Genomic DNA, 19,506 nt, shown 5'->3' with positions numbered 1-19,506 from the left:
CGAGGCAACCATGATTGAGTGGCAGTGGCAAGAGTTTGAAGAGATTCCACGCGAAGACCTGTATGAAGTGCTGCGCCAGCGGCAGGAGGTCTTCGTGCTGGAACAGAAGTGCCTGTATCCCGACCTCGACGGCTACGACCAGGCGGCGCGTCATTTGATGGCCTGGCATACGGTCGACGGCCAACGCCAGCTGGCAGCCTACCTGCGCTGCATCGCGCCGGGCGTGAAATTCCCTGAAATGTCATTGGGCCGCGTTTTGACGGCAGCGTCCGCGCGCGGCAGCGGCATCGGCCGCCTGCTGCTGGAGCAAGGCCTGCGCCGCGCGGAAGCACTGCATCCCGGCCACCGCTGCCGCATCGGCGCCCAGCTCTACCTCGAAAAATTCTACGCCAGCTTCGGCTTCACGCGCGTGAGCGAACCGTATGACGAAGACGGCATCATGCACATCGATATGCTGCGCTAAAACGTAATGATGAAACGCGCGCCGGCGCCCACCGGTTTGGCGTAGCGCACCATGCCGCCATTGGCGTGCACCAGGTGGCGCACCATGGCCAGGCCGATTCCGCGTCCCTGTTTTTTGGTGGAGAAGAATGGCGTGAAGATGTGCGCGGCGAGGTCTTGCGGCACGCCGGGGCCGTTGTCGGCCACTTCGATGCGCAGCCGCCCTCCCCGGCTCAGGCGCGCGCTCACTTGCAGCTGCGGCTGGGGCGCGGACGCGGTGGCTTCGGCGGCGTTCTTCAGCAGATTGATCAGGGCCTGCTCCAGCTGGCCGGGGTCCACCATCACGTCCAGCGACGCGGGTTCGACGGAGAACTCGGCGCGGCCGCCGCGCGCCTGCCATTGCGGCGCCATCAGCATGGACAGGCGGGCGAACAGTTCGCCCACGTGCACCCGCTCGGGCTGGGCCTGCGGCACGCTGGACAGGCTGCGGTAGCTGGCCACGAATTCCACCAGGCTGGCGGCGCGGCGCGCGATGGCGTCCAGCGCGGTGCCCAGGTCGCCGCTGACGTCGGGCGCCAGGTCGGCCTTGGCTTCGTCCAGCAAGTCGCACGCGGTGCGCGACAGCGAAGCGACCGGCGTGAGGGAGTTCATGATTTCGTGCGTGAGCACTTGCACCAGCTGGCGCCAGGCATTCATGGCTTCGGCTTCCAGTTCGCTTTCCACCGGCATCAGCGCGGCAAGGCGCTGGCCGGCGCCCTGCACGGTCAGCGCGGCGACCGAGGCCAGTGCGCGCTCGGTGCCACGCTCGGTTTCGAAGCTCACCAATTGGCGGCGTTCCGCCGTTTGCGCTGCCAACAGGTCCGCCAGTTGCACGGGATCGCTGGCGCGGCCGGGCGCGAGCAGGCGGCGTGCGCTGGCGTTGAGCGGTGTCAGCGCACCCGGACCGCTCAGGTGTTCGATCGAGAACAGCGCGATCGGGGCATGTTCCAGTCGCGCTTCGAGGGCTTGCGCGGCGTCCAGCAGGGCGCGGCGGTCCGGCGTGAGGTTCCATGGCAGGTCGCTTGCGGCGGCGACTGGTGCAGCATCCTGTGCAGTACTGCGCCTGCCTGCCAGGGGGCGCGACAGGCGCCGGTGCAGCAGCCAGGCTGGCAGGATGGCGCCAATGGCGCACAGCACCTGCAGGCGCGGCGAGCCGGCGTAATAGGCCGCGGCATAGCTAAGCGCCATCAGCGCAGCCACGCTGGCGTAGGCGGCGGACTTGCCGGCAGCGGCGGGCTTGCGGGACGCGGCGGCGTCGCCGGCAAGCGTGTGTTCAGATGCCATGCTTGCCCAGCTTGCGGTACAGCGCGGCGCGGCTCACGCCCAGCATGCGGGCGGTGTGGCTGATGTTGCCCTTGGCGGCGGCCAGCGCGGCGGCGATGGCGTCGCGTTCGAGGGCACTCAGGGTCAGGTCGTCGCTGGCCGCGCCAGCACCGGGGCGGGCGGCTGCGTCGACGTGGACGGCCACAGAGCCGACAGCGGCAGCGGCCATCGCACTCGCGCCGGCAGCAACGCTCATGCGCGCAGCAATGGCGGCGCCAGATACGCCCGGCGCGGCGGTGGCCGGCATGGCGAGGCCGAAATCGTCAGGCTGGTACTCGGCGTCGCGGCCGAGGATGACGGCACGTTCGCAGGCATGCCGCAGCGCGCGTACATTGCCGGGCCAGGGGTGGGCTTGCAGCCAGGCCAGCGCTGCGGCCGACATGGCGCGCGCAGGGCGCTGGTACTGGCGCTCGTAGGCGTTCAGGTAGTGGCGCAGCAGGCCGGGGATGTCTTCACGCCGCTCGCGCAGCGGCGGCACGCGGATGACGATGGTGTTGAGCCGGAACAGCAAGTCGGGCCGGAACTCGGCGGGATCGAACAGGCGCACTTCATCCAGATTGGTGGCGCTGATGATGCGCACGTCGATGGGCTCCGGCTTGTCGGCGCCGATGGGCGTCACCTCGCGGCGCTCCAGCACCGTCAGCAGCTTGGCCTGCGCGGCCAGCGGCATGTTGCCGATTTCGTCGAGGAACAGCGAGCCGCCGCGCGCGGCCTGGAAGCGGCCGGCGCGGTCGGCCTTGGCGTCGGTGAAGGAACCTTTGCGGTGGCCGAACAATTCGCTCTCGAAGGTCGACTCGGGCAAGGCGCCCATGTCCACGGCGAGGAAGGTGCCTGCCGCGCGCTGCGAGGCCAAGTGGATGGCGCGCGCCACCAGCTCTTTGCCGACGCCGTTCTCGCCCAGCACCATGACGTTGGCGCCGGTGGGGCCGACGCTGGCGATCATGGCTTTCACACTGCGCATGGCGGGCGAATCGCCCATCAGCGCCGCGGTGGCCTCAGTGGCATCCGTGGCGTCCGTGGCAGCAGTGACAGCAGTGGCAGCGCTGACGGCCGGCAGCAGCCGCGCGGGCGCTTCCGCAGCGCGGCGCGCCAGCGCGGCGTCGACCGCCGCCACCAGGCGCGCGTTGTCCCACGGCTTGGTGATGAAGTCGCAAGCGCCGCGCTTGAGCGCCTCCACCGCCAGCGGCACATCCGCATACGCGGTCAGCGCGATCACCGCCGGCAGGCGGCCTCTGCCGCATTCGGGGTCTGACCCCGAATGCGGCTCAGCTCGGCAGAGGGAGGCAGGCGGGGAACGCAGCAGCTCGAGCAGGGCGAGGCCTTCGGCGCCGTCGATGCGGCCGGGGGTGAAGTTGAAGTCGAGCAGCACCACGTCGGGCATGCTGCGCGCCAGGTAGGCGGGCAGTTGCGCGGGGTCGTTCAGGGTGGCGACGGTGCCGTGGCGGCGCCGCAGCAGCAACTGCGCGGCGCAGGCCACGTCGGTGTCGTCGTCGAGGATCAGGATGTGTGCTGTGGTGTCGGCCATGTGGCGCATTCTAGCAGCAGGAAACCCCTTGCGGCATGCGGGTTTGCGGCGTTTCTTGGCACTGTCCGATATCGAACACCTGCCACTGTCCGCATGCGGACAAGCTGCGCGCGGGAGCCCCCGGAAACGGCGCAGGACGGCGTCCCGGAGGCCCTGGCACAGGGCTTGCAATGAGATTGCTCATCGCTCACTGCAAGCCAACATCATGAACACTCCTCAGCCTAAACTGGTTACCGGCGCCGCCATGGACACCGTCGTGCCGAAACGGCGCGGCAAGGCCATCGCGCTGGGCGTCGCCGGCGCTTTGGCGCTGGCGGCCTTCGTCTTCGCGCTGTGGCATTGGATGCCGCGTGGCCTGCGGGTGGCACCGGGCGAGCTGCGCATCGCAGCCGTGGAACGCGGCGTGTTCCGCGACGATATCGTGGTGCGCGCCACCGCGCAGCCGCTGCAGTCGGTGATGCTGGACTCGGTGGAGTCGGGCCGCATCGAGGAAGTCTATGCGCGCGACGGCGACCTGGTGAAACAGGGGCAGCTGCTGTTCCGCATCTCGAACCCGCAGCGCAACCTGGAGCTGCTGGCGCGCCAGGCGGAGCATGCGCAGCAGATCTCGAACCTGTCCAATCTGCGCGTGGCGCAGGAGGCCAGCCGCAGCGAGCACCGGCGCCGCCTGGACGATCTGAACTTCGCCATGGAGCAGGCGCAGAAGCGCTATGCGCGCGACGAGAAGCTGGCCGCACAGGGCTTCCTGTCGGCAGTGGCGCTGGAGGAGTCGGCGGACCGCGTGGCGCAGCAGTGGCGCGTGCTGGCGCAAGCCCAGGCCAGCGACGATACCGACCAGCGCGTGCGCGGCACCGCGCTGGCGCAACTGGACAAGGCACTGGACGGGCTGCAGTCCGGCCTGAAGCTGGTCAGCGCCACCGTGGAGGCACTGGCGGTGCGCGCGCCCAGCGCGGGCCGGCTGACCGACTTCCGCCTGCAGGTGGGCGAGTCCATCACCACCGGCAAGCACGTGGGCCGCATCGACGATCCGGCGCGCTTCAAGCTGTCCGCCGAAGTGGACGAGTACTACCTGAAGCGCGTGGCCGTCGGCCGCCACGGCAGCGTGCAGATGGATGGCCGCAGCTATGCGGTGGACGTGTCCACCATCTACCCGCAGATCAAGGAGGGCCGCTTCACCGTGGAGCTGACCTTCAGCGCCGTGCAGCCGGAGGCGCTCAGTCCCGGCCAGAGCGTGGACGCGACCATCACGCTGGGCGAACCGGCGCCCGCGCTGCTGCTGCCGAACGGCGCCTTCCTCAACGACAGCGGCGGCACCTGGGTGTTTGTCGTGACGCAGGACGGTGGCGTGGCCGAACGGCGCGCCATCCGCGCCGGCCGGCGCAACAACGCGCAGCTGGAGGTGCTGTCCGGCCTGGCCGTGGGCGAGCGCGTGATCGTTTCCGGCTATACGGCCTTCGGCGACGCCCCCAGGCTGCAAATTTCCAAGTAAGCTCACCATCAACAAAAAAGGAGTCACTATGCTCAAACTTACGGGCGTCAGCAAAACCCACCTGGCAGGCGAAATCCAGACCACGGCCCTCGACCGCATCGACCTGCAGATCGACGCCGGCGAGTACGTGGCCATCACCGGTCCGTCCGGCTGCGGCAAGTCCACCCTGCTCAGCCTTCTGGGCCTGCTCGATGTGCCCAGCAGCGGCGAGTACTGGTTCGAGGGCCGAAACGTGGCTGGATGGAGCGAGGCGAAGCTGAATGAACTGCGGCGCGGCCGCATCGGTTTCATCTTCCAGAGCTTTAACCTGATCGAAGAACTGAGCGTGTTCGAGAACGTGGAACTGGCGCTGGAGTACACCGGCATGGCGAAAAGCGAGCGCAAGGCCAAGGTGACGGCCATGCTGAACAAACTGGGCGTGCTGCACCGCGCCGGGCACCGCCCTTCGCAGCTGTCCGGCGGCCAGCAGCAGCGCGTGGCGATTGCGCGCGCGCTGGTGTCCGGCCCGGCCCTGCTGCTGGCCGATGAACCGACCGGCAACCTGGACACCGCGCACGGCGACGAGGTGATGCGCCTGCTGCGTACCATCAACGCCGAGGGCACCACCGTGGTGATGGTGACGCACTCGCCGTCGCACGCGGCGCAGGCGTCGCGCACGCTGAACCTGCTGGACGGCCGCATCATGGTTGACGCACTGCGCGCAGCATGAAACCGTCCGACTTCCGCATCGGCTGGCGCCTGCTGCTGCAGGAGCGCGGCTATTCCGCCGTCACTATCCTCGGCCTGGCGCTGGGCTTCGCGGCTTGCTTCCTGCTGATGGCGTACGTGCATTTCAGCTTCAGCTACGACAGCCATGTGCCGCAGGCGGAGCGCGTGTATGTGGCGAAAAACCGCCTCAATATCCTCGAACAGGGCGGCTGGTTCGACAACACGCCGATCAACCTGCTGGCCGTGGCCGAAGGCAGCCCGCTGGTGGAGGCGGCCGCCGTGGCCTTGCCCGGTGCGGCCGCGCTGCGCCAGGACGGCGTGCTGCGCACCCTGGACTTCGTGGTGATGGGGCCGGCGATGCCCAAGGTGCTTGGCCTGCGCGCATTGGAGGGGGACCTGGATGCCGCGCTGCAGCGGCCGGACGCCATCGCCCTCACCGAGAACACGGCGCGCCAGCTGCTCGGCGCAGCGCGCGGGGTGCTGGGCAAAACGCTCACCATCGAGAACATGCAGTACAAGGTGGCCGCCGTCCTGGCCGATCCGCCCGCCGCCACCACCCTGCCCTACGCGGCGCTGATGGGCACCGGCAGCCAGATGCTGCCGGAGGCGATGCAGAAGCGGCTGGACAAGCACAAGGCGTCCAACTGGGGCGGCATCATCTCGCGGCTATACATACGCCTGGCGCCAGGCGCGACGCCGCAGGCGCTGCAGCGGGAGATGCAGGCGGCCTCCGAGCACTCGCCGTTTGCCGCCACGCTGTCGCCGGACATGCTGCAGCGCCTGAATGGCCGTCCGCCGTCCGACATCGGCCTGACCTCGCTGCGCGACTGGTATTTCGACCACGACCTGGCCGGCAACAGCAGCACAAGACACGGCGACACCAAACTGGTGCTGGGCGTGGCTGCCGTCGGCGCGCTGATCCTGCTGCTGGCCGCCATCAACTACGTCAACCTGGCCACCGTGCGGGTGATGCGCCGGCGCGCCGAAATCGCGATACGCAAGGTGCTGGGCGCCAGCCATGCGCGGGTGGCGGCCATGCTGATGGCCGAGTCGCTGCTGGCCAGCGTGCTGGCGGCGGCGGTGGGCCTGGTGCTGGCGTGGCTGCTGCTGCCCGCCTGCGCGCAACTGCTCAACCGGCCGCTGGCCACCCTCATCGGACCGGGCGCCGTGTTCGCCGCGCTGGGCGTGGGCCTGCTTACCGGCTTGCTGGCCGGCCTGCACCCTGCCTGGCTGGCGCTGCGCGTGCGGCCTGCGCAGGCGCTGGCGGCGCGCGGCGGCCAGGAGACCTATGGCACCACCTGGCTGCGGCGCGCCGTGACGGTGTTCCAGATGACCTGCGCCATGGGCCTGGTGGCCATCACGCTGGCGGTGGCCTGGCAGACGCGCTTTGCCAGCAACGCCCATCCCGGCTTCGATCCGCACCCGCTGCTGGTGCTGGAATTGCCGTCGCTGATGTGGGAAGGCCAGGCGCCGCGCCAGCTCAGCGAGGCCTTGCTCAGGGTGCCCGGCGTGGAAGGCGTGACCTACTCCCCTTCGCCGGCGGGCCGCTACTACCTGGGCATCAACAACCCGGTGCGCACTGCCGACGGAAAATCCGCCACCTTGCAGCAGCGCGCGGTGTCGCCGGCCTTCTTCCAGGTGTACGGCGTGACGCCGCTGGCCGGCCGCGCGTTCGATCCGCAGCGCGAGCAGGAGCAGAACGACGACGCGGTAGTGCTCAACGCCGCCGCCGTGAAAGCACTGGGTTTCGCCTCGCCGCAAGCTGCGGTGGGCCAGAGCGTGGCGCTGGAAGGACGCAAGGGCGACCTGCGGCCGGTGGTGGTGGGCGTGGTGCCGGACCTGCGCTACCAGTCGCTGCGCGAGACGCCGGCGCCGGTGATATACCGTAACAACCGCAACGCGTCCGTTCTGACGGTACGCTACAAGGGCAATATGGCGGACCTGGAGCGCGCCACCGACGCCTTGTGGCGCCAGTACTTCCCGGACGCGATCCCTGACATGCACCGCGCCGCCAGCTATTTCTCCGACAACTACGAGGACGATGCGCGCCTGGCGGCCATGCTGGGGGCGGGCAGCGCCATGGCCCTGCTGCTGTCGGCCTTCGGCATCTACGTGCTGGCCGCCTACAACGTGCAGCGGCGCGCGCGCGAGATCGTGCTGCGCAAGCTGTACGGCGCGCAGCGCGGCGCCGTGGCGCGCCTGCTGGGCAAGGAGTTTGCCTGGATGGTGGGCTGTGCCGCGCTGGTGGGCCTGCCGCTGGCCGCGCTGGCGATCCAGCGCTATCTGTCCGAGTTCGCCGAGCAGGCGCCCATCGGCGCCTGGACACTGCTGGCGGCGCTGGTGAGCGTGCTGGCCGTGTCGCTGGGCGCCACCATACGCCATACCCTGGCCGCGCTGCGCATCTCGCCGGCGCTGGCCCTGCGCACCTGAGCCTGAGGACAAGCATGCAACTACAAGACTTCCGTATCGGCTGGCGCCTGCTGCTGCAGGAGCGCGCCTATTCCGCCGTGTCCGTGGTCGGCCTGGCGGTCGGCTTCGCGGCCTGCTTCCTGCTGCTCGGCTTCGTGCACTACTGCCTGAGCTACAACAGCCATGTGCCGGACGCGCAGCGCGTGTACTCGGTGAAGCAGCGCATCAACGTGTTCCCGCGCCCGGACTGGGGCGAATACGCCTTCCTGCCGATCCAGGCCGCCGCCGACGCCAGCGGCATGGTGGAGGCTTCTTCCATCGCCAAGCAACTGGACCTGCCGCTCTGGAACGGCGCGGTGCGGCACAAGGCAGAACTGCGCGTGGTGGACCCGGCGTTCGGCGCCATGTTCGGCCTGCGTGCGCTGGAAGGCGACGTGCAGGCGGCGCTGGCGCGGCCGGACGGCATCGCGCTGACGGCCAGCACCGCGCGCAGGATATTCGGCGACGCCTCCGCGCTGAACCGCCACCTGCGCGTACGCAAGGAAACGCTGCAGGTGCTGGCGGTGCTGGCCGATCCGCCGGCCAACGCCACCTTGCGCTTCGAGGCGCTGCTCGGCAGCGCCAGCGCGGCCTGGGCCGAACCCGAGCGCGGCGACCACCGCAGCAACTTCCAGCGGCGCGGCGGAATTTACCTGAAGCTCAAGCCCGGTGCGGACGCGGCGCAACTGGCGGTGCTGCTGCAGAACGCCGTCAACGCCAATCCGCGCGACGCGGCCTGGCGCAACGGCCCGATGGGCAAGAAGCTGAACGGCCGCAACGTGACCGACGTGGCCATCGTGGCGATGCCGGACGTGTACTTCGACGAGGGCCTCGCTTCTGGCCGCAACAGTGAAGACTACGGCCAGCGCGGCAGCGTGTTCGCGCTGGCCGGCATCGCGCTGCTGATCCTGGCACTGGCGGCCAGCAACTACGTCAACCTGGCCACGGTGCGCACCCTGCGCCGCCAGCGCGAGATCGGCATGCGCAAGCTGCTGGGCGCCAGCCATGCGCGGCTGGCGGCGCAATTTCTGACCGAGTCCTCGGTGGTGGCGTTGCTGGCCACCGTGCTGGGACTGGGGCTGGCCTGGCTCTGCCTGCCCATGTTCAGCGGCCTGGTGGCGCGCCAGCTGGACAGCCTGTTCTCGCCCGCCAGCTGCGCGCTGGCCTTGCTGGGCGGGCTGCTGGCCGGCTTGTGCGCCGGCGTCTATCCGGCCATGCTGGCGGTGCGCGTGCGGCCGGCGGCGGCGCTGGCCGGGCGCGGCGATCATGAAACGGCGGCCGGCCTGTGGCTGCGGCGCGTGCTGACGGTGCTGCAGTTCGCCACCGCCATGGCGCTCAGCGGCGCCACCCTGGCCATCGCCTGGCAGGCCGACTACGCCGCCAAGGCCGACCGCGGCTTCAACCCAACCGGCATGCTGGTGCTGGACCTGCCGCAGGAAACCGGCAAGCCGGCCGCAGACAACTTCATGCAAGCACTGGCGCGCCTTCCCGGCGTGCGCGGCGTGGCCGCCATGTCGGAGGCGGCGGGCCGCGACGGCAACAAGATGGTGGCCACCCTGCCAGGGCGCACCGGGGAGATGGTGAGCCTGGAATACCGCACGGTGAGTCCGGAATTCTTCCAGGTGTATGGCCTGAAGGCGCTGCACGGCCGGCTGTTCGACCCGGCCCTCGACCAGTCCGCGTCGCAGGCGCGCGTGATCAACGCCGCGGCGGCGCTGGCTCTGGGCTTTGCCACGCCGGAGGCGGCCGTGGGCCAGTTCCTCACCTCCGGCGACCGCACCGTGCAGATCGTCGGCATCGCGCCCGAGGTGCGTTACCAGAGCCTGAAGCAGACCGCGCAGCCGCTGGCCTACCGCATCGCCCCGGCCCAGGTGCTGGCCATCCGCACCAGCGACGATGCGGCAGCAGCCCATGCCAGCATCGCGCCGCTGTTCAGGCAGTACTTCCCGGACAGCGTGCTGGAACTGCAATCGGCCTCCAGCCTGTTCGGCCTGGCCTACGCGGACGACGTGCGCCTGGCGCGCATGCTGGCTTCGTCCAGCCTGATCGCCGTGGTGCTGGCGGCGTGCGGCATCTATGTGCTGTCGGCCTACAGCGTGCAGCGCAGCCGCAAGGAGATCGTGCTGCGCAAGCTGCACGGCGCCGGCCGCGCCGCCATCGCGCGCCTGGTGGGGCGCGAGTTCGCGGCGCTGATCGCGGCCGGCGCGGTGCTGGGCCTGCCGCTGGCGGCGCTGGCCGTCCAGCGCTACCTGGCCGCTTACGTGGAGCATGCGCCGATGGGCGCCTGGCCGCTGCTGGCGGCACTGCTGCTGGCGGGCCTGGTGGCGCTGCTGGCCACGGCGCGCCACACGCTGGCCGCACTGCGCATCTCGCCGGCGCTGGCCTTGCGGGGATAAAAAAGGGCGGCCAACTGGCCGCCCTTTTTAGTGTGCACAAAGCTTACTTGATGCTCAGCAATTCAATATCGAAGATCAGCGTGGAGCCGGCCGGGATATTGGTCTGCGCGGTGAAGCCGTAGCCCAGTTCGGGCGGGATGATCAGGGTGCGCTTGCCGCCCACTTTCATGCCGACCACGCCGCGTTTCCAGCCTTCGATGACGCTGCTGCTCAGCGTGAACTCGAATGGCGTGCCCTTGTCGACCGAGCTGTCGAACTTAGTGCCGTGCTGGTCGGCGGCGGTCTTGTCGTAGACCCAGCCGGTGTAGTGCACGACCAGGGTCTTGGTGGCCGATACCTCTGCGCCGGTGCCGATGGTCTTGTCGATGATGGTGACTTGCGCCGAGGGCGACGGCTTGCTGATGCCCAGTACCGTAATTTCCATCACGACCGGGGTGTTGGCCGCCACGCCGGTGGTGAAAGCCGGGTTTTTGTACGTGTACACGCCGTAGGCCAGGTTGGACGGCAGCACCAGCTGCACGGTGCCGCCCTTGCGCATGCCGATCACGCCCTGGTCCGCACCCGGCAGCCAGCGGCCGGTGCCGATGGCGTAGATCGCCGACGGCGAGCCGTCCACCTGGGCGCCGCGCGAATTGGGCTTGGTGGAGTCGTACAGGAAGGTCGAATAGGTCACCTGCACCAGGTCGTTGGCGACGACCTGGTCGCCGCTGCCGGCGGCCAGCTCGGTTTTCAGGTAGGCCGGCTGCGGCGGCAGGTCTTCAGCTTTGTTGGTGCTGGCAGGCGCGCCGCAGGCGGTCAGCGCCGCGACGCAAGCGAGCGACGCGATCAGTTGGAACATCGATTTCATGATTACCTTTGTATTGTTGGACATGTAACTGGCCCTGCGGGCGCTGTCGGAGCAGAAGTGTAGCAGACTGCCGCAGCGCCCTTTCAGGCAGAACATTCAGTTACAAATTCTGTGTCTCAAATTTCCACCTGCGTACCCAGTTCGATTACCCGGTTGGGCGGAATCTGGTAATAATCCGCGGCCGCGCGCGCGTTGCGCGACATGGTGACGAACAGGTGCTCGCGCCAGGACGCCATGCCGGCGCCCGGGGTGGAAATGACGGTCTGGCGGGCGATGAAGAAGGAGGTTTCCATCATCTCGAACTCCAGGCCGTGCTTGCCGCACAGCGACAGCACGTTCGGGATGTCCGGTTCGTCCTTGAAGCCGTAGTGCACATTGACCTGGTAGCACTGGTGGCCCAGGTCCACGATCTTGACCTGCTCCTCGGGCGCCACCCATGGTTCCTCCACGATATGCACGGTGATGAACACCACGCGCTCGTGCAGCACCTTGTTGTGCGACAGGTTGTGCAGCAGCGCGTGCGGCACGCCGTCGCTCTCGCCGCGCAGGAAGATGGCGGTGCCGAACACGCGCGCCGGCGGCGCCATGAACAGCGAGGACAGGAAGGCTTCCAGCGGGATGGCGTGCTTTTCCAGGTTCTTGAACACCAGGTCGCGGCCTTCGCGCCAGGTCAGCATGATGGTCAGCAGCACGGTGCCCAGCAGCAGCGGGAACCAGCCGCCGTGCAGCAGTTTCAGCGTGGAGGCCGAGAACAGCATGATGTCGATGGCGATGAAGAAGCCGGTGGCGGCGAAGCACAGCGCCAGCGGCAGGTGCCAGCGGTAGCGGATGACGAAGAAGGTCAGCACCGTGGTGCACAGCATGGTGGCCGTGACGGCGATGCCGTAGGCGCCGGCCAGCTTGTCGGACGAACCGAAGCCCACCACGGCGATCAGCACCACCACCAGCTGCAGCCAGTTCACGGCCGGGATGTAGATCTGGCCGATTTCGCTCTCGGAGGTGTGCATCACGCGCATGCGCGGCAGCAGCCCCAGGGCGATGGCCTGCTTGGTCATGGAAAAGGTGCCGGAAATGGTGGCCTGGGAGGCGATCACCGCCGCCATGGTGGACAGCACCACCAGCGGGTACACGCTCCAGCTGCCCAGCTGCTGGAAGAAAGGGTTGGAGATGGCGTCCGGGCGGGCGATCAGCAGCGCGCCCTGGCCCAGGTAGTTCAGCGCCAGCGCCGGGAAGGTGATCAGGAACCAGGCCGCGCGGATCGGCTTCTTGCCGAAGTGGCCCATGTCGGCATACAGCGCCTCGGCGCCGGTGAAGGCCAGCACCACGGCGCCCAGCGCCACGAAGCCGCTGTATTTATTCTCCAGCATGAAGCGGAAGGCGTGCAGCGGATTGAGCGCGGCCAGGATCTGCGGCGCCTGCACGATGTTGATCACGCCCATGACGGCCAGCGTGGCGAACCACACCACCATCACGGGGCCGAACCAGCGGCCGATGCCGGCGGTGCCGTGGCGCTGCACCGCGTACAGCGACACCAGCACGATGATGGTCAGCGGCACCACGTACTGCTCCAGTGCGGGCGCGGCCACTTCCAGGCCTTCGATGGCGCCCAGCACCGAAATGGCGGGGGTGACCACGCTGTCGCCATAGAACATGGTGGCGCCGAACACGCCCAGCAGCAGCAGCGGACCGTGCCAGCCGGAGCGCTTGCTGACCGAGTTGAGCGCCAGCGCCATCAGCGCCATGATGCCGCCCTCGCCGCGGTTGTCCGCGCGCAGCACCAGGCTGACATATTTGAGCGACACGATCATGGTCAGCCCCCAGAAGATCAGGGAGATGATGCCGAGCAGGTTGGGGGTGTTCAGTGCGAGCCCGTGCTCCGGGTCGAAGATGGTTTTGAGTGTGTACAGGGGGCTGGTGCCGATATCGCCATAGACGATGCCGACGGCAGCTAGCGTCAGTGCGACGAGGCTGCTTTTCTTATGTTCCGACGTCAAGATTGCACCTGAGTTTGTTCTGGTGCGTTGCACAATAGGCCAACTATGGTCAATTTGCAAGTGCATTCTGGCATGGCCCGGCTCCGCTGTTTTGGCCGTCCATTCTACCGCCGTCAGCGGAACACAGCGTTTTCCAGGATAATGGCAGACCCGCCGCTGATTTCCCTCCGACACCATGAACACAGGCATTCTGTACGCCGTCCTGGCCTTTTTCTGCTGGGGCTTGTTCCCGCTGTATTTCCACGCCATCGGCGAGGTGCCGCCGATCGAAATCCTGGCGCACCGCATGCTGTGGTCGCTGCTGTTCCTGGCCCTGGTGCTGACCGCGCGCGGCCAGTGGCGCTGGCTGCCCGAGGTGCTGCGCAAGCCGCGCGTGGTGGCCAGTTTTGTTGCAAGTGCAATATTGCTGACGGCTAACTGGTTCGTCTATATCTGGGCGGTCAACAACGGCCACGTGATCGACGCCAGCCTGGGCTATTTCATCAATCCCCTGGTCAATGTGCTGCTGGGGCTGCTCGTGCTGAAGGAAAAGATGCGGCGCGGCCAATGGATCGCGATCGGCATCGCGGCCTGCGGCGTGGCCTGGCTGACCTGGCAGGCGGGCCAGCCGCCCTACATCGCGCTCATCCTCGGCATCACCTTCGGCGGCTACGGCCTGCTGCGCAAGACGGCGGCGCTGGCCGCGCTGGAAGGGCTGTCGTTCGAGACCATCATCCTGTTCCCGCTGGCGCTGGCCTATGTGGTGTGGCTGTCCGTGCACGGCCAGAACACCTTCATCAATTCGCCGCACGACAGCACGCGCTGGCTGCTGGCGGCGGCCGGCCCCATCACCGCGATACCGCTGCTCATGTTCGCCGCCGGCGCGCGCCGCATTCCGATGGCGGTGCTGGGCATGCTGCAATATCTGTCGCCCACCATGCAGATGCTGCTGGGCGTGTGGCTGTTCCATGAATCGTTTTCGCCGGAGCGGCTGGCCGGCTTCATCGTGATCTGGAGCGCGCTGGGGCTGTACATGGCCGAAGGCTTGTGGACCACGCGCCGCACCGCTGCCGCTGCCGCTGCCGCTGCGCGCACCATATAATGTGCGTCCAGCCGTTCACGCACAGGAGCACAGCCAGAACATGAGCACCACACCGCCGTTTGATCCGCCGTACAAGATGAGCACCGTCCTCGAGGACGGCAGCGTGAAATGGATGGAAGTCCGCGCCGACGGCTCCATGGTGGAGGCCAGCGCGCCCGCCGTTGTGCTGCCGGCGGCGGATGCGCCGGCGCCGCGCGCCGGGCAGTCCGGCCAGTCCGGGCGGGCGGTGACGGTGCTGAACGTGCCATTCGCGGAGAAGGACGAGGCCAAGCAGCTGGGTGCGCGCTGGGACCCGAAACGCCGCAAATGGTACGTGCCCGCCGGCGTGGACGCCGCGCCGTTTTCCCGCTGGACCGCCTGACGCCTGACGGCTGACGCCTTCCCAAGCCAGCCGAAACTAGCTGGAATCAGGCGTTTGGCGTATCCTTGTTGACCTTCGTAACATATCGAGAATTTCCTAATGGCAAACTACGTCTATACCATGAACCGCGTGGGCAAAATCGTCCCGCCCAAGCGCCAGATCCTCAAAGATATTTCGCTGTCCTTCTTCCCGGGCGCGAAGATCGGCGTGCTGGGCCTGAACGGCTCCGGTAAATCGACCTTGCTGAAAATTATGGCCGGCATCGACACCGACATCCAGGGCGAAGCGCGCCCGATGCCGGGCCTGAACATCGGCTACCTGCCGCAGGAACCGCAGCTGGACCCTGAAAAAACCGTGCGCCAGGAAGTGGAATCCGGCCTGGGCGAAGCGTTCGAGGCGCAAGCCAAGCTGGACGCCGTGTACGCCGCCTACGCCGAGGAAGACGCGGACTTCGACGCGCTGGCCGCCGAACAGGCGCGCCTGGAAGCGATCATCTCGTCGTCCGACGGCGGTAACCTGAACCTGCAGCTGGAAATGGCGGCCGACGCGCTGCGCCTGCCGCCATGGGACCAGCAGATTAGCGTGCTGTCCGGCGGTGAAAAGCGCCGCGTGGCGCTGTGCAAGCTGCTGCTGTCCAAGCCGGACATGCTGCTGCTCGACGAACCAACCAACCACCTGGACGCGGAATCGGTGGAATGGCTGGAGCAGTTCCTGGTGCGCTTCCCCGGCACCGTGGTCGGCATCACCCACGATCGCTACTTCCTGGACAACGCCGCCGAATGGATCTTGGAACTGGACCGCGGCAGCGGCATCCCATGGAAAGGCAACTACAGCTCCTGGCTGGACCAGAAGCAGGCCCGCCTGAAGCAGGAAGAAGCGACCGAATCGGCACGCCAGAAGGCGCTGCAGAAGGAACTGGAATGGTCGCGCCAGAATCCGAAGGCGCGTCAGGCCAAGTCCAAGGCCCGCATGGCCCGCTTCAACGAGTTGAGCGAACACGAATACCAGAAGCGCAACGAGACGCAGGAGATCTTCATTCCCGTGGCCGAGCGCCTGGGCAATGAGGTGATCGAGTTCAAGAACGTCTCCAAGTCCTTCGGCGACCGCATGCTGATCGACAACCTGAGCTTCACCATCCCTGCCGGCGCCATCGTCGGCATTATCGGCCCCAACGGTGCCGGTAAATCGACCTTGTTCAAGATGATCACCGGCAAAGAAACGCCGGACAGCGGCGAAGTCGTCATCGGCAAGACCGCCAAGGTGTCCATTGTCGATCAGCACCGCGACGCGCTGTCCGATTCGAAGACCGTGTTCGAAGACGTGACCGGCGGCGCCGACATGCTGAGCGTGGGCCGCTTTGAAATGCCGTCGCGCGCCTACCTGGGCCGCTTCAACTTCAAGGGCGGCGACCAGCAAAAGATCGTCGGCAACCTGTCCGGCGGTGAGCGCGGGCGCCTGCACCTGGCGAAGACCCTGCTGATGGGCGGCAACGTCCTGCTGCTGGACGAACCGTCCAACGACCTGGACGTGGAAACCCTGCGCGCGCTGGAAGACGCACTGCTGGAATTCGCCGGCTCGGTGATGGTGATCTCGCACGATCGCTGGTTCCTGGACCGTATCGCGACCCACATCCTGGCCTTTGAGGGCAATTCGCAAGTGACCTTCTTCGACGGCAACTACCAGGAATATGAAGCCGACAAGAAGAAGCGCCTGGGTGAAGAAGGCGCCAAGCCGAAGCGCATCCGCTACAAGCCTCTGACCACGTAACACTGCAAAAGGCACGGTATCGACCGTGCCTTTTTTATTTCAGGGAGACAAAAATGAAAAGAGCAATCGCCGCAGCAGCAACCCTGATCGCCGGCAGCGCCGGCGCCGCGCCGCTCAATGCGGACGCCATCGGCCAGCTGGGCTGGCTGGCCGGCTGCTGGGCCGCCGCCGGCGCCGAAGCTGGCTCAAGCGAACAGTGGATGGCGCCGGCCGGCGGCACGCTGCTGGGCATGAGCCGCACGGTCAAGAACGGCAAGACCACGGCCTGGGAATTCCTGCAGATCCGCGAAGTGGATGGCCAGCTGGCCTACGTGGCCAAGCCCAACGGCCAACCGGAAGCGTCGTTCAAGCTGGCCAGCCTGGAAGGCAGTAGCGCGGTATTCGAGAACCCCCAGCATGACTTCCCCCAGCGCATCATCTACAAGCGCGACGGCGACAAGCTGCAAGCCCGCATCGAGGGCAATATGAACGGCAAGGCGAGAGGAAAAGATTTCCCCATGCAGCGCGTAAGCTGCGAGGGGAAATAAAAAAGGGGAGGAGAAAACAGGTTTGAAGCAGGTTGAAGCAATTTAAAACTTGGGAGGCGGGCACAAGGACATAAGCATCGCAAGGATGCGGCTGTCGCGCCCGGCCTCGATCGGCAACTAAGCCAGACTCAGCTTAAAGATTCAGCTTAGAAGTTGTAGCGCGCGCCCAGGGTGACTGCGCCTTTCTTGCGGCCCTGGTCGATATCGTTCTTGCCGTAGTGCTCGTACTCGAGCGACAGCGACACTTTCTGGTTGATCGCATACTCGGCGCCCACAGACGCGTACAGATTGGTGCGGTTGCTGTCGCCAATGGCGTACGGCGCGGCCAGGCCGGTGCCGTGCACGTCATTCTTGTTGTAGGCCACGCCCAGTTTGCCGAAGGCGGAGAACTGGTCGTTGATCGGGATGCTGCCCTTGCCTGCTACGTAGAAGGAATGCGATTTGCTGTCGATGGCGCCATTGTTGGTGCCGACCGAGTACGTGTAGTTGGAGCTGCCGAAGTCGGTGTAACCCGCTTCAACCGCCCAGGTCTTGTCGATCTGGTAGCCGCCGTAGATTTTGCCGGACCATTCATCGCTCTTGCGGTCGCCGTTGCTGGTGTCGTTGGACAGGTTGTACTTGTGCTGGCTAGCCACAACACCTGCGCCGACGTAGCCGGTGCCCGGTTCAGCAGCCTGGGCTGCAGAGATGCCGCCGAGGGCGGTAGCGGAAGTAATGAGTGCGAACAGAATTTTTTTCATGTTAGTGATCTTTCAGCAAAAAGTTGGACTTGCTTTGGGATCGCAATTTCTTTTGAATCGCGATGTAGTAACGATAGCATTGGCAAACCCGCTACGGGTTACCGGATTCCGTAAGAATTGTGAGAAGATGTAATCACCCTTGAAACGACGAAGATCGCCTCAAAATGGCCGAACTTAGCTTAAGAAGACCTTAAGGAAGTGCTTAAGGCAGGATTTTGCGGAAGGTGAGGTTGACACGCGGGCCGGCCGCGGATTTTTCCTTGTTGATGCCGTGCCGCCAGTGGTGTTGCAATGCGCCAGCCATCACCAGCAGGCTGCCGTTGCCCAGCGCCAGCTTGACGGTTTTCGGCAAGCGCTTGTGCTTGAGGATGAAGGTGCGCGGCGCGCCGAAGCTGACCGAGGCGATGACCGGGTTGCGGCCCAGCTCTTTCTCGTCGTCGCTATGGAAGCCCATGCTGTCCTGGCCGTCGCGGTAATAGTTGAGCAGCACGCTGTTGAAGCGCTGCCCGCTGGCCTGCTCCACGGCCTGCTTGATTTCCAGCTGCAGCGGCGTGAACGGCTGCGGCTCCAGGGTCATGCCGGAATAGGTGTAGCGCGCCTCGCCGTGCCACGCCGTCAGGCGCGGCTGCTGCATCTGCTTGCCCCACAGGGTGATGGATTCGGCGCGCCAGTCCGTTTCCGCCAGCAGCTGCGCCAGCACGGCCGCGCTGTCCTGCCGCAAGGGCAGGCAGCGCATGAAATACAGCTCGCCGTCTTCGATGGGGATGGCGTCCAGCACGCCGGAATGCTCGGAAAAAAGGTCCATACCCGTTATCATACCCGCATGAAAAAACGACTCTTTCTCGGCACGCTGGCCGCAGCGGCCACGCTGCCCGCCGTCACACCCGCCCACGCCGCCGCCGCGCGCGGCCCCGCCCTGCTGACCGTGACCGGCGCCATTTCCAAGCCCAACCGCGGCCCTTTCGAGCCAGTGCGCGACCAGATGATGCACAAGCAGAAGCTGAGCTTCGACAAGGCGCATGCCTTCGACTTCGCCGAGCTGTCCGCGCTGCCGGCCATCGCCATCAAGCCCACGCTGGAGTACGACGGCAAGGTGCACGCGCTGCGCGGCCCGCTGCTGCTGGACGTGCTGAAAGCGGCCGGCGCCACGCTGGCGGACAGCAGCAGGATCGTGCTGCGCGCGGTGGACGGCTACGCGGCCACGGTCACCGTGGCGCAGGCGCGCGCGCAGCGCTATATCGTGGCGACGCAGATGGACGGCGCGCCGATGGCGCTGGGCGGCCTGGGTCCGCTGTGGGCGGTGTATGACGCGGACAAGGTGCCTGAAATGGCAAGCAGGCCCGTGCAGGAACGTTTCGGTTCCTGCCCATGGGCCTTGTACCACATTGAAGTGCAGCCTGGCGTTTAAGCGTAGGCTTCGGCCAGCGACATGACGCGCGGTGCGACGGTGATGCCGACGTCGGCGAAGATCTTGCTTATCTGGGCCATGTTGGCTTCGTTCTCTTCCGGCTTCCAGCCTTTGAACAGGTCGGTGCCGTCTTTCTGGAAATGCAGGTCCAGCACTTTGCCGCGGTCTTTGTGGGTGTAGCCGGAGCTGTGGGTATTCTGGAAGCCGGCTGCGGCCAGTGCGGCCAGCACTTCTGCCGGCGGATTGTCCGGGTCCGTGGCCAGATAGACGCCGTAGGTCTTGCCTGGCGGTTTGGCGGCGATATCCACTTCGTAGATGCCTGGCGCCTTCGTTACGGACGTGCTTTTCAGAAATAACATGGTCTTGCCCCTATCGCTTTGGCCGCCGCGCCATTCGGCCGGCATGCTCTTGT

Annotated in this window: 17 protein-coding genes; 10 read left to right on the top strand and 7 right to left on the bottom strand. The window is 66.7% G+C overall.

What is annotated here, in order from left to right:
• Positions 1-10: 10 nt before the first annotated feature.
• Positions 11-463 carry a GNAT family N-acetyltransferase gene (locus tag ACFJI2_RS27550; protein WP_377702713.1) on the top strand — a complete coding sequence of 151 codons (453 nt, stop codon included), beginning with the start codon at positions 11-13 and terminating at the stop codon, positions 461-463.
• On the opposite strand, the gene ACFJI2_RS27545 is transcribed toward ACFJI2_RS27550, so the two are convergent.
• Both ACFJI2_RS27545 and ACFJI2_RS27540 read right to left on the bottom strand, forming a co-directional pair.
• Complete coding sequence (locus ACFJI2_RS27545) at positions 460-1,764, bottom strand: sensor histidine kinase (protein ID WP_377702712.1); 1,305 nt, start codon at positions 1,762-1,764, stop codon at positions 460-462. The genes ACFJI2_RS27550 and ACFJI2_RS27545 overlap by 4 nt on opposite strands.
• On the bottom strand, positions 1,754-3,328 hold the full coding sequence (locus tag ACFJI2_RS27540) for a sigma-54-dependent transcriptional regulator (RefSeq protein WP_377702711.1): 1,575 nt from the start codon (positions 3,326-3,328) through the stop codon (positions 1,754-1,756). Before ACFJI2_RS27540 ends, ACFJI2_RS27545 begins: the two co-directional genes overlap by 11 nt.
• 205 nt (positions 3,329-3,533) lie before the next feature.
• Here ACFJI2_RS27540 and ACFJI2_RS27535 point away from each other — a divergent pair, with 205 nt between their 5' ends.
• Genes ACFJI2_RS27535 through ACFJI2_RS27520 form a run of 4 tightly spaced genes read left to right on the top strand, consistent with a single transcriptional unit; the run spans position 3,534 to position 10,369 of the window.
• Complete coding sequence (locus ACFJI2_RS27535) at positions 3,534-4,817, top strand: efflux RND transporter periplasmic adaptor subunit (RefSeq protein ID WP_377702710.1); 1,284 nt, start codon at positions 3,534-3,536, stop codon at positions 4,815-4,817.
• A 28-nt stretch (positions 4,818-4,845) separates the two neighbouring features.
• Positions 4,846-5,526: an ABC transporter ATP-binding protein gene (locus ACFJI2_RS27530; RefSeq protein ID WP_377702709.1), complete on the top strand. Its 681-nt coding sequence runs from the start codon at positions 4,846-4,848 to the stop codon at positions 5,524-5,526.
• Positions 5,523-7,955, top strand: a complete 2,433-nt coding sequence (locus ACFJI2_RS27525; protein ID WP_377702708.1) for an ABC transporter permease — start codon at positions 5,523-5,525, stop codon at positions 7,953-7,955. The genes ACFJI2_RS27530 and ACFJI2_RS27525 overlap by 4 nt, the downstream gene beginning before the upstream one ends.
• A 14-nt stretch (positions 7,956-7,969) precedes the next feature.
• The gene (locus ACFJI2_RS27520; RefSeq protein WP_377702707.1) at positions 7,970-10,369 is read left to right on the top strand and encodes an ABC transporter permease; all 2,400 of its coding nucleotides are present in this window, start codon (positions 7,970-7,972) and stop codon (positions 10,367-10,369) included.
• 43 nt (positions 10,370-10,412) lie between these two features.
• Here the strand turns inward: ACFJI2_RS27520 and ACFJI2_RS27515 are convergent, their stop codons facing one another.
• On the bottom strand, positions 10,413-11,216 hold the full coding sequence (locus ACFJI2_RS27515) for an FKBP-type peptidyl-prolyl cis-trans isomerase (RefSeq protein ID WP_377702706.1): 804 nt from the start codon (positions 11,214-11,216) through the stop codon (positions 10,413-10,415).
• Between the two features lie 116 nt (positions 11,217-11,332).
• On the bottom strand, positions 11,333-13,210 hold the full coding sequence (locus ACFJI2_RS27510) for a potassium transporter Kup (RefSeq protein ID WP_377702705.1): 1,878 nt from the start codon (positions 13,208-13,210) through the stop codon (positions 11,333-11,335).
• Between the two features lie 175 nt (positions 13,211-13,385).
• Here ACFJI2_RS27510 and rarD point away from each other — a divergent pair, with 175 nt between their 5' ends.
• The 4 genes from rarD (at position 13,386) to ACFJI2_RS27490 (ending at position 16,946) form a co-directional block, all read left to right on the top strand.
• The gene (gene rarD, locus ACFJI2_RS27505; RefSeq protein WP_377702704.1) at positions 13,386-14,291 is read left to right on the top strand and encodes an EamA family transporter RarD; all 906 of its coding nucleotides are present in this window, start codon (positions 13,386-13,388) and stop codon (positions 14,289-14,291) included.
• Positions 14,292-14,331: 40 nt separating this feature from the next.
• Positions 14,332-14,652, top strand: a complete 321-nt coding sequence (locus ACFJI2_RS27500; RefSeq protein WP_377702703.1) for a DUF5710 domain-containing protein — start codon at positions 14,332-14,334, stop codon at positions 14,650-14,652.
• A gap of 99 nt (positions 14,653-14,751) precedes the next feature.
• Complete coding sequence (ettA, locus tag ACFJI2_RS27495; RefSeq protein ID WP_132133919.1) at positions 14,752-16,419, top strand: energy-dependent translational throttle protein EttA; 1,668 nt, start codon at positions 14,752-14,754, stop codon at positions 16,417-16,419.
• Positions 16,420-16,472: 53 nt separating this feature from the next.
• Positions 16,473-16,946 (top strand): DUF6265 family protein, encoded by a 474-nt coding sequence (locus ACFJI2_RS27490; protein WP_377702702.1) that lies wholly within the window; start codon positions 16,473-16,475, stop codon positions 16,944-16,946.
• Between the two features lie 146 nt (positions 16,947-17,092).
• Here ACFJI2_RS27490 and ACFJI2_RS27485 read toward each other — a convergent pair whose 3' ends face one another.
• Together ACFJI2_RS27485 and ACFJI2_RS27480 are read right to left on the bottom strand one after the other, a co-directional pair.
• A complete protein-coding gene (locus tag ACFJI2_RS27485) occupies positions 17,093-17,686 on the bottom strand; it encodes an outer membrane beta-barrel protein (protein ID WP_107869683.1) in 594 nt (197 codons plus the stop codon).
• 202 nt (positions 17,687-17,888) lie between these two features.
• The gene (locus tag ACFJI2_RS27480) at positions 17,889-18,491 is read right to left on the bottom strand and encodes an alpha-ketoglutarate-dependent dioxygenase AlkB family protein (protein ID WP_377702701.1); all 603 of its coding nucleotides are present in this window, start codon (positions 18,489-18,491) and stop codon (positions 17,889-17,891) included.
• 18 nt (positions 18,492-18,509) lie between these two features.
• On the opposite strand from ACFJI2_RS27480, the gene ACFJI2_RS27475 reads away from it, so the two are divergent.
• Positions 18,510-19,094, top strand: a complete 585-nt coding sequence (locus ACFJI2_RS27475; protein ID WP_377702700.1) for a molybdopterin-dependent oxidoreductase — start codon at positions 18,510-18,512, stop codon at positions 19,092-19,094.
• Here ACFJI2_RS27475 and ACFJI2_RS27470 read toward each other — a convergent pair.
• Positions 19,091-19,453: a hypothetical protein gene (locus tag ACFJI2_RS27470; protein ID WP_377702699.1), complete on the bottom strand. Its 363-nt coding sequence runs from the start codon at positions 19,451-19,453 to the stop codon at positions 19,091-19,093. The genes ACFJI2_RS27475 and ACFJI2_RS27470 overlap by 4 nt on opposite strands.
• Positions 19,454-19,506 lie beyond the last annotated feature (53 nt).

Origin of the sequence: Pseudoduganella sp. UC29_71 (assembly GCF_042693265.1) — a bacterium.
In the GTDB taxonomy this organism is placed as follows: Bacteria; Pseudomonadota; Gammaproteobacteria; order Burkholderiales; family Burkholderiaceae_D; genus Rugamonas.
The sequence above is the reverse complement of the archived record's forward strand: the minus strand, read 5'-3'. Positions and strand labels throughout refer to the sequence as shown.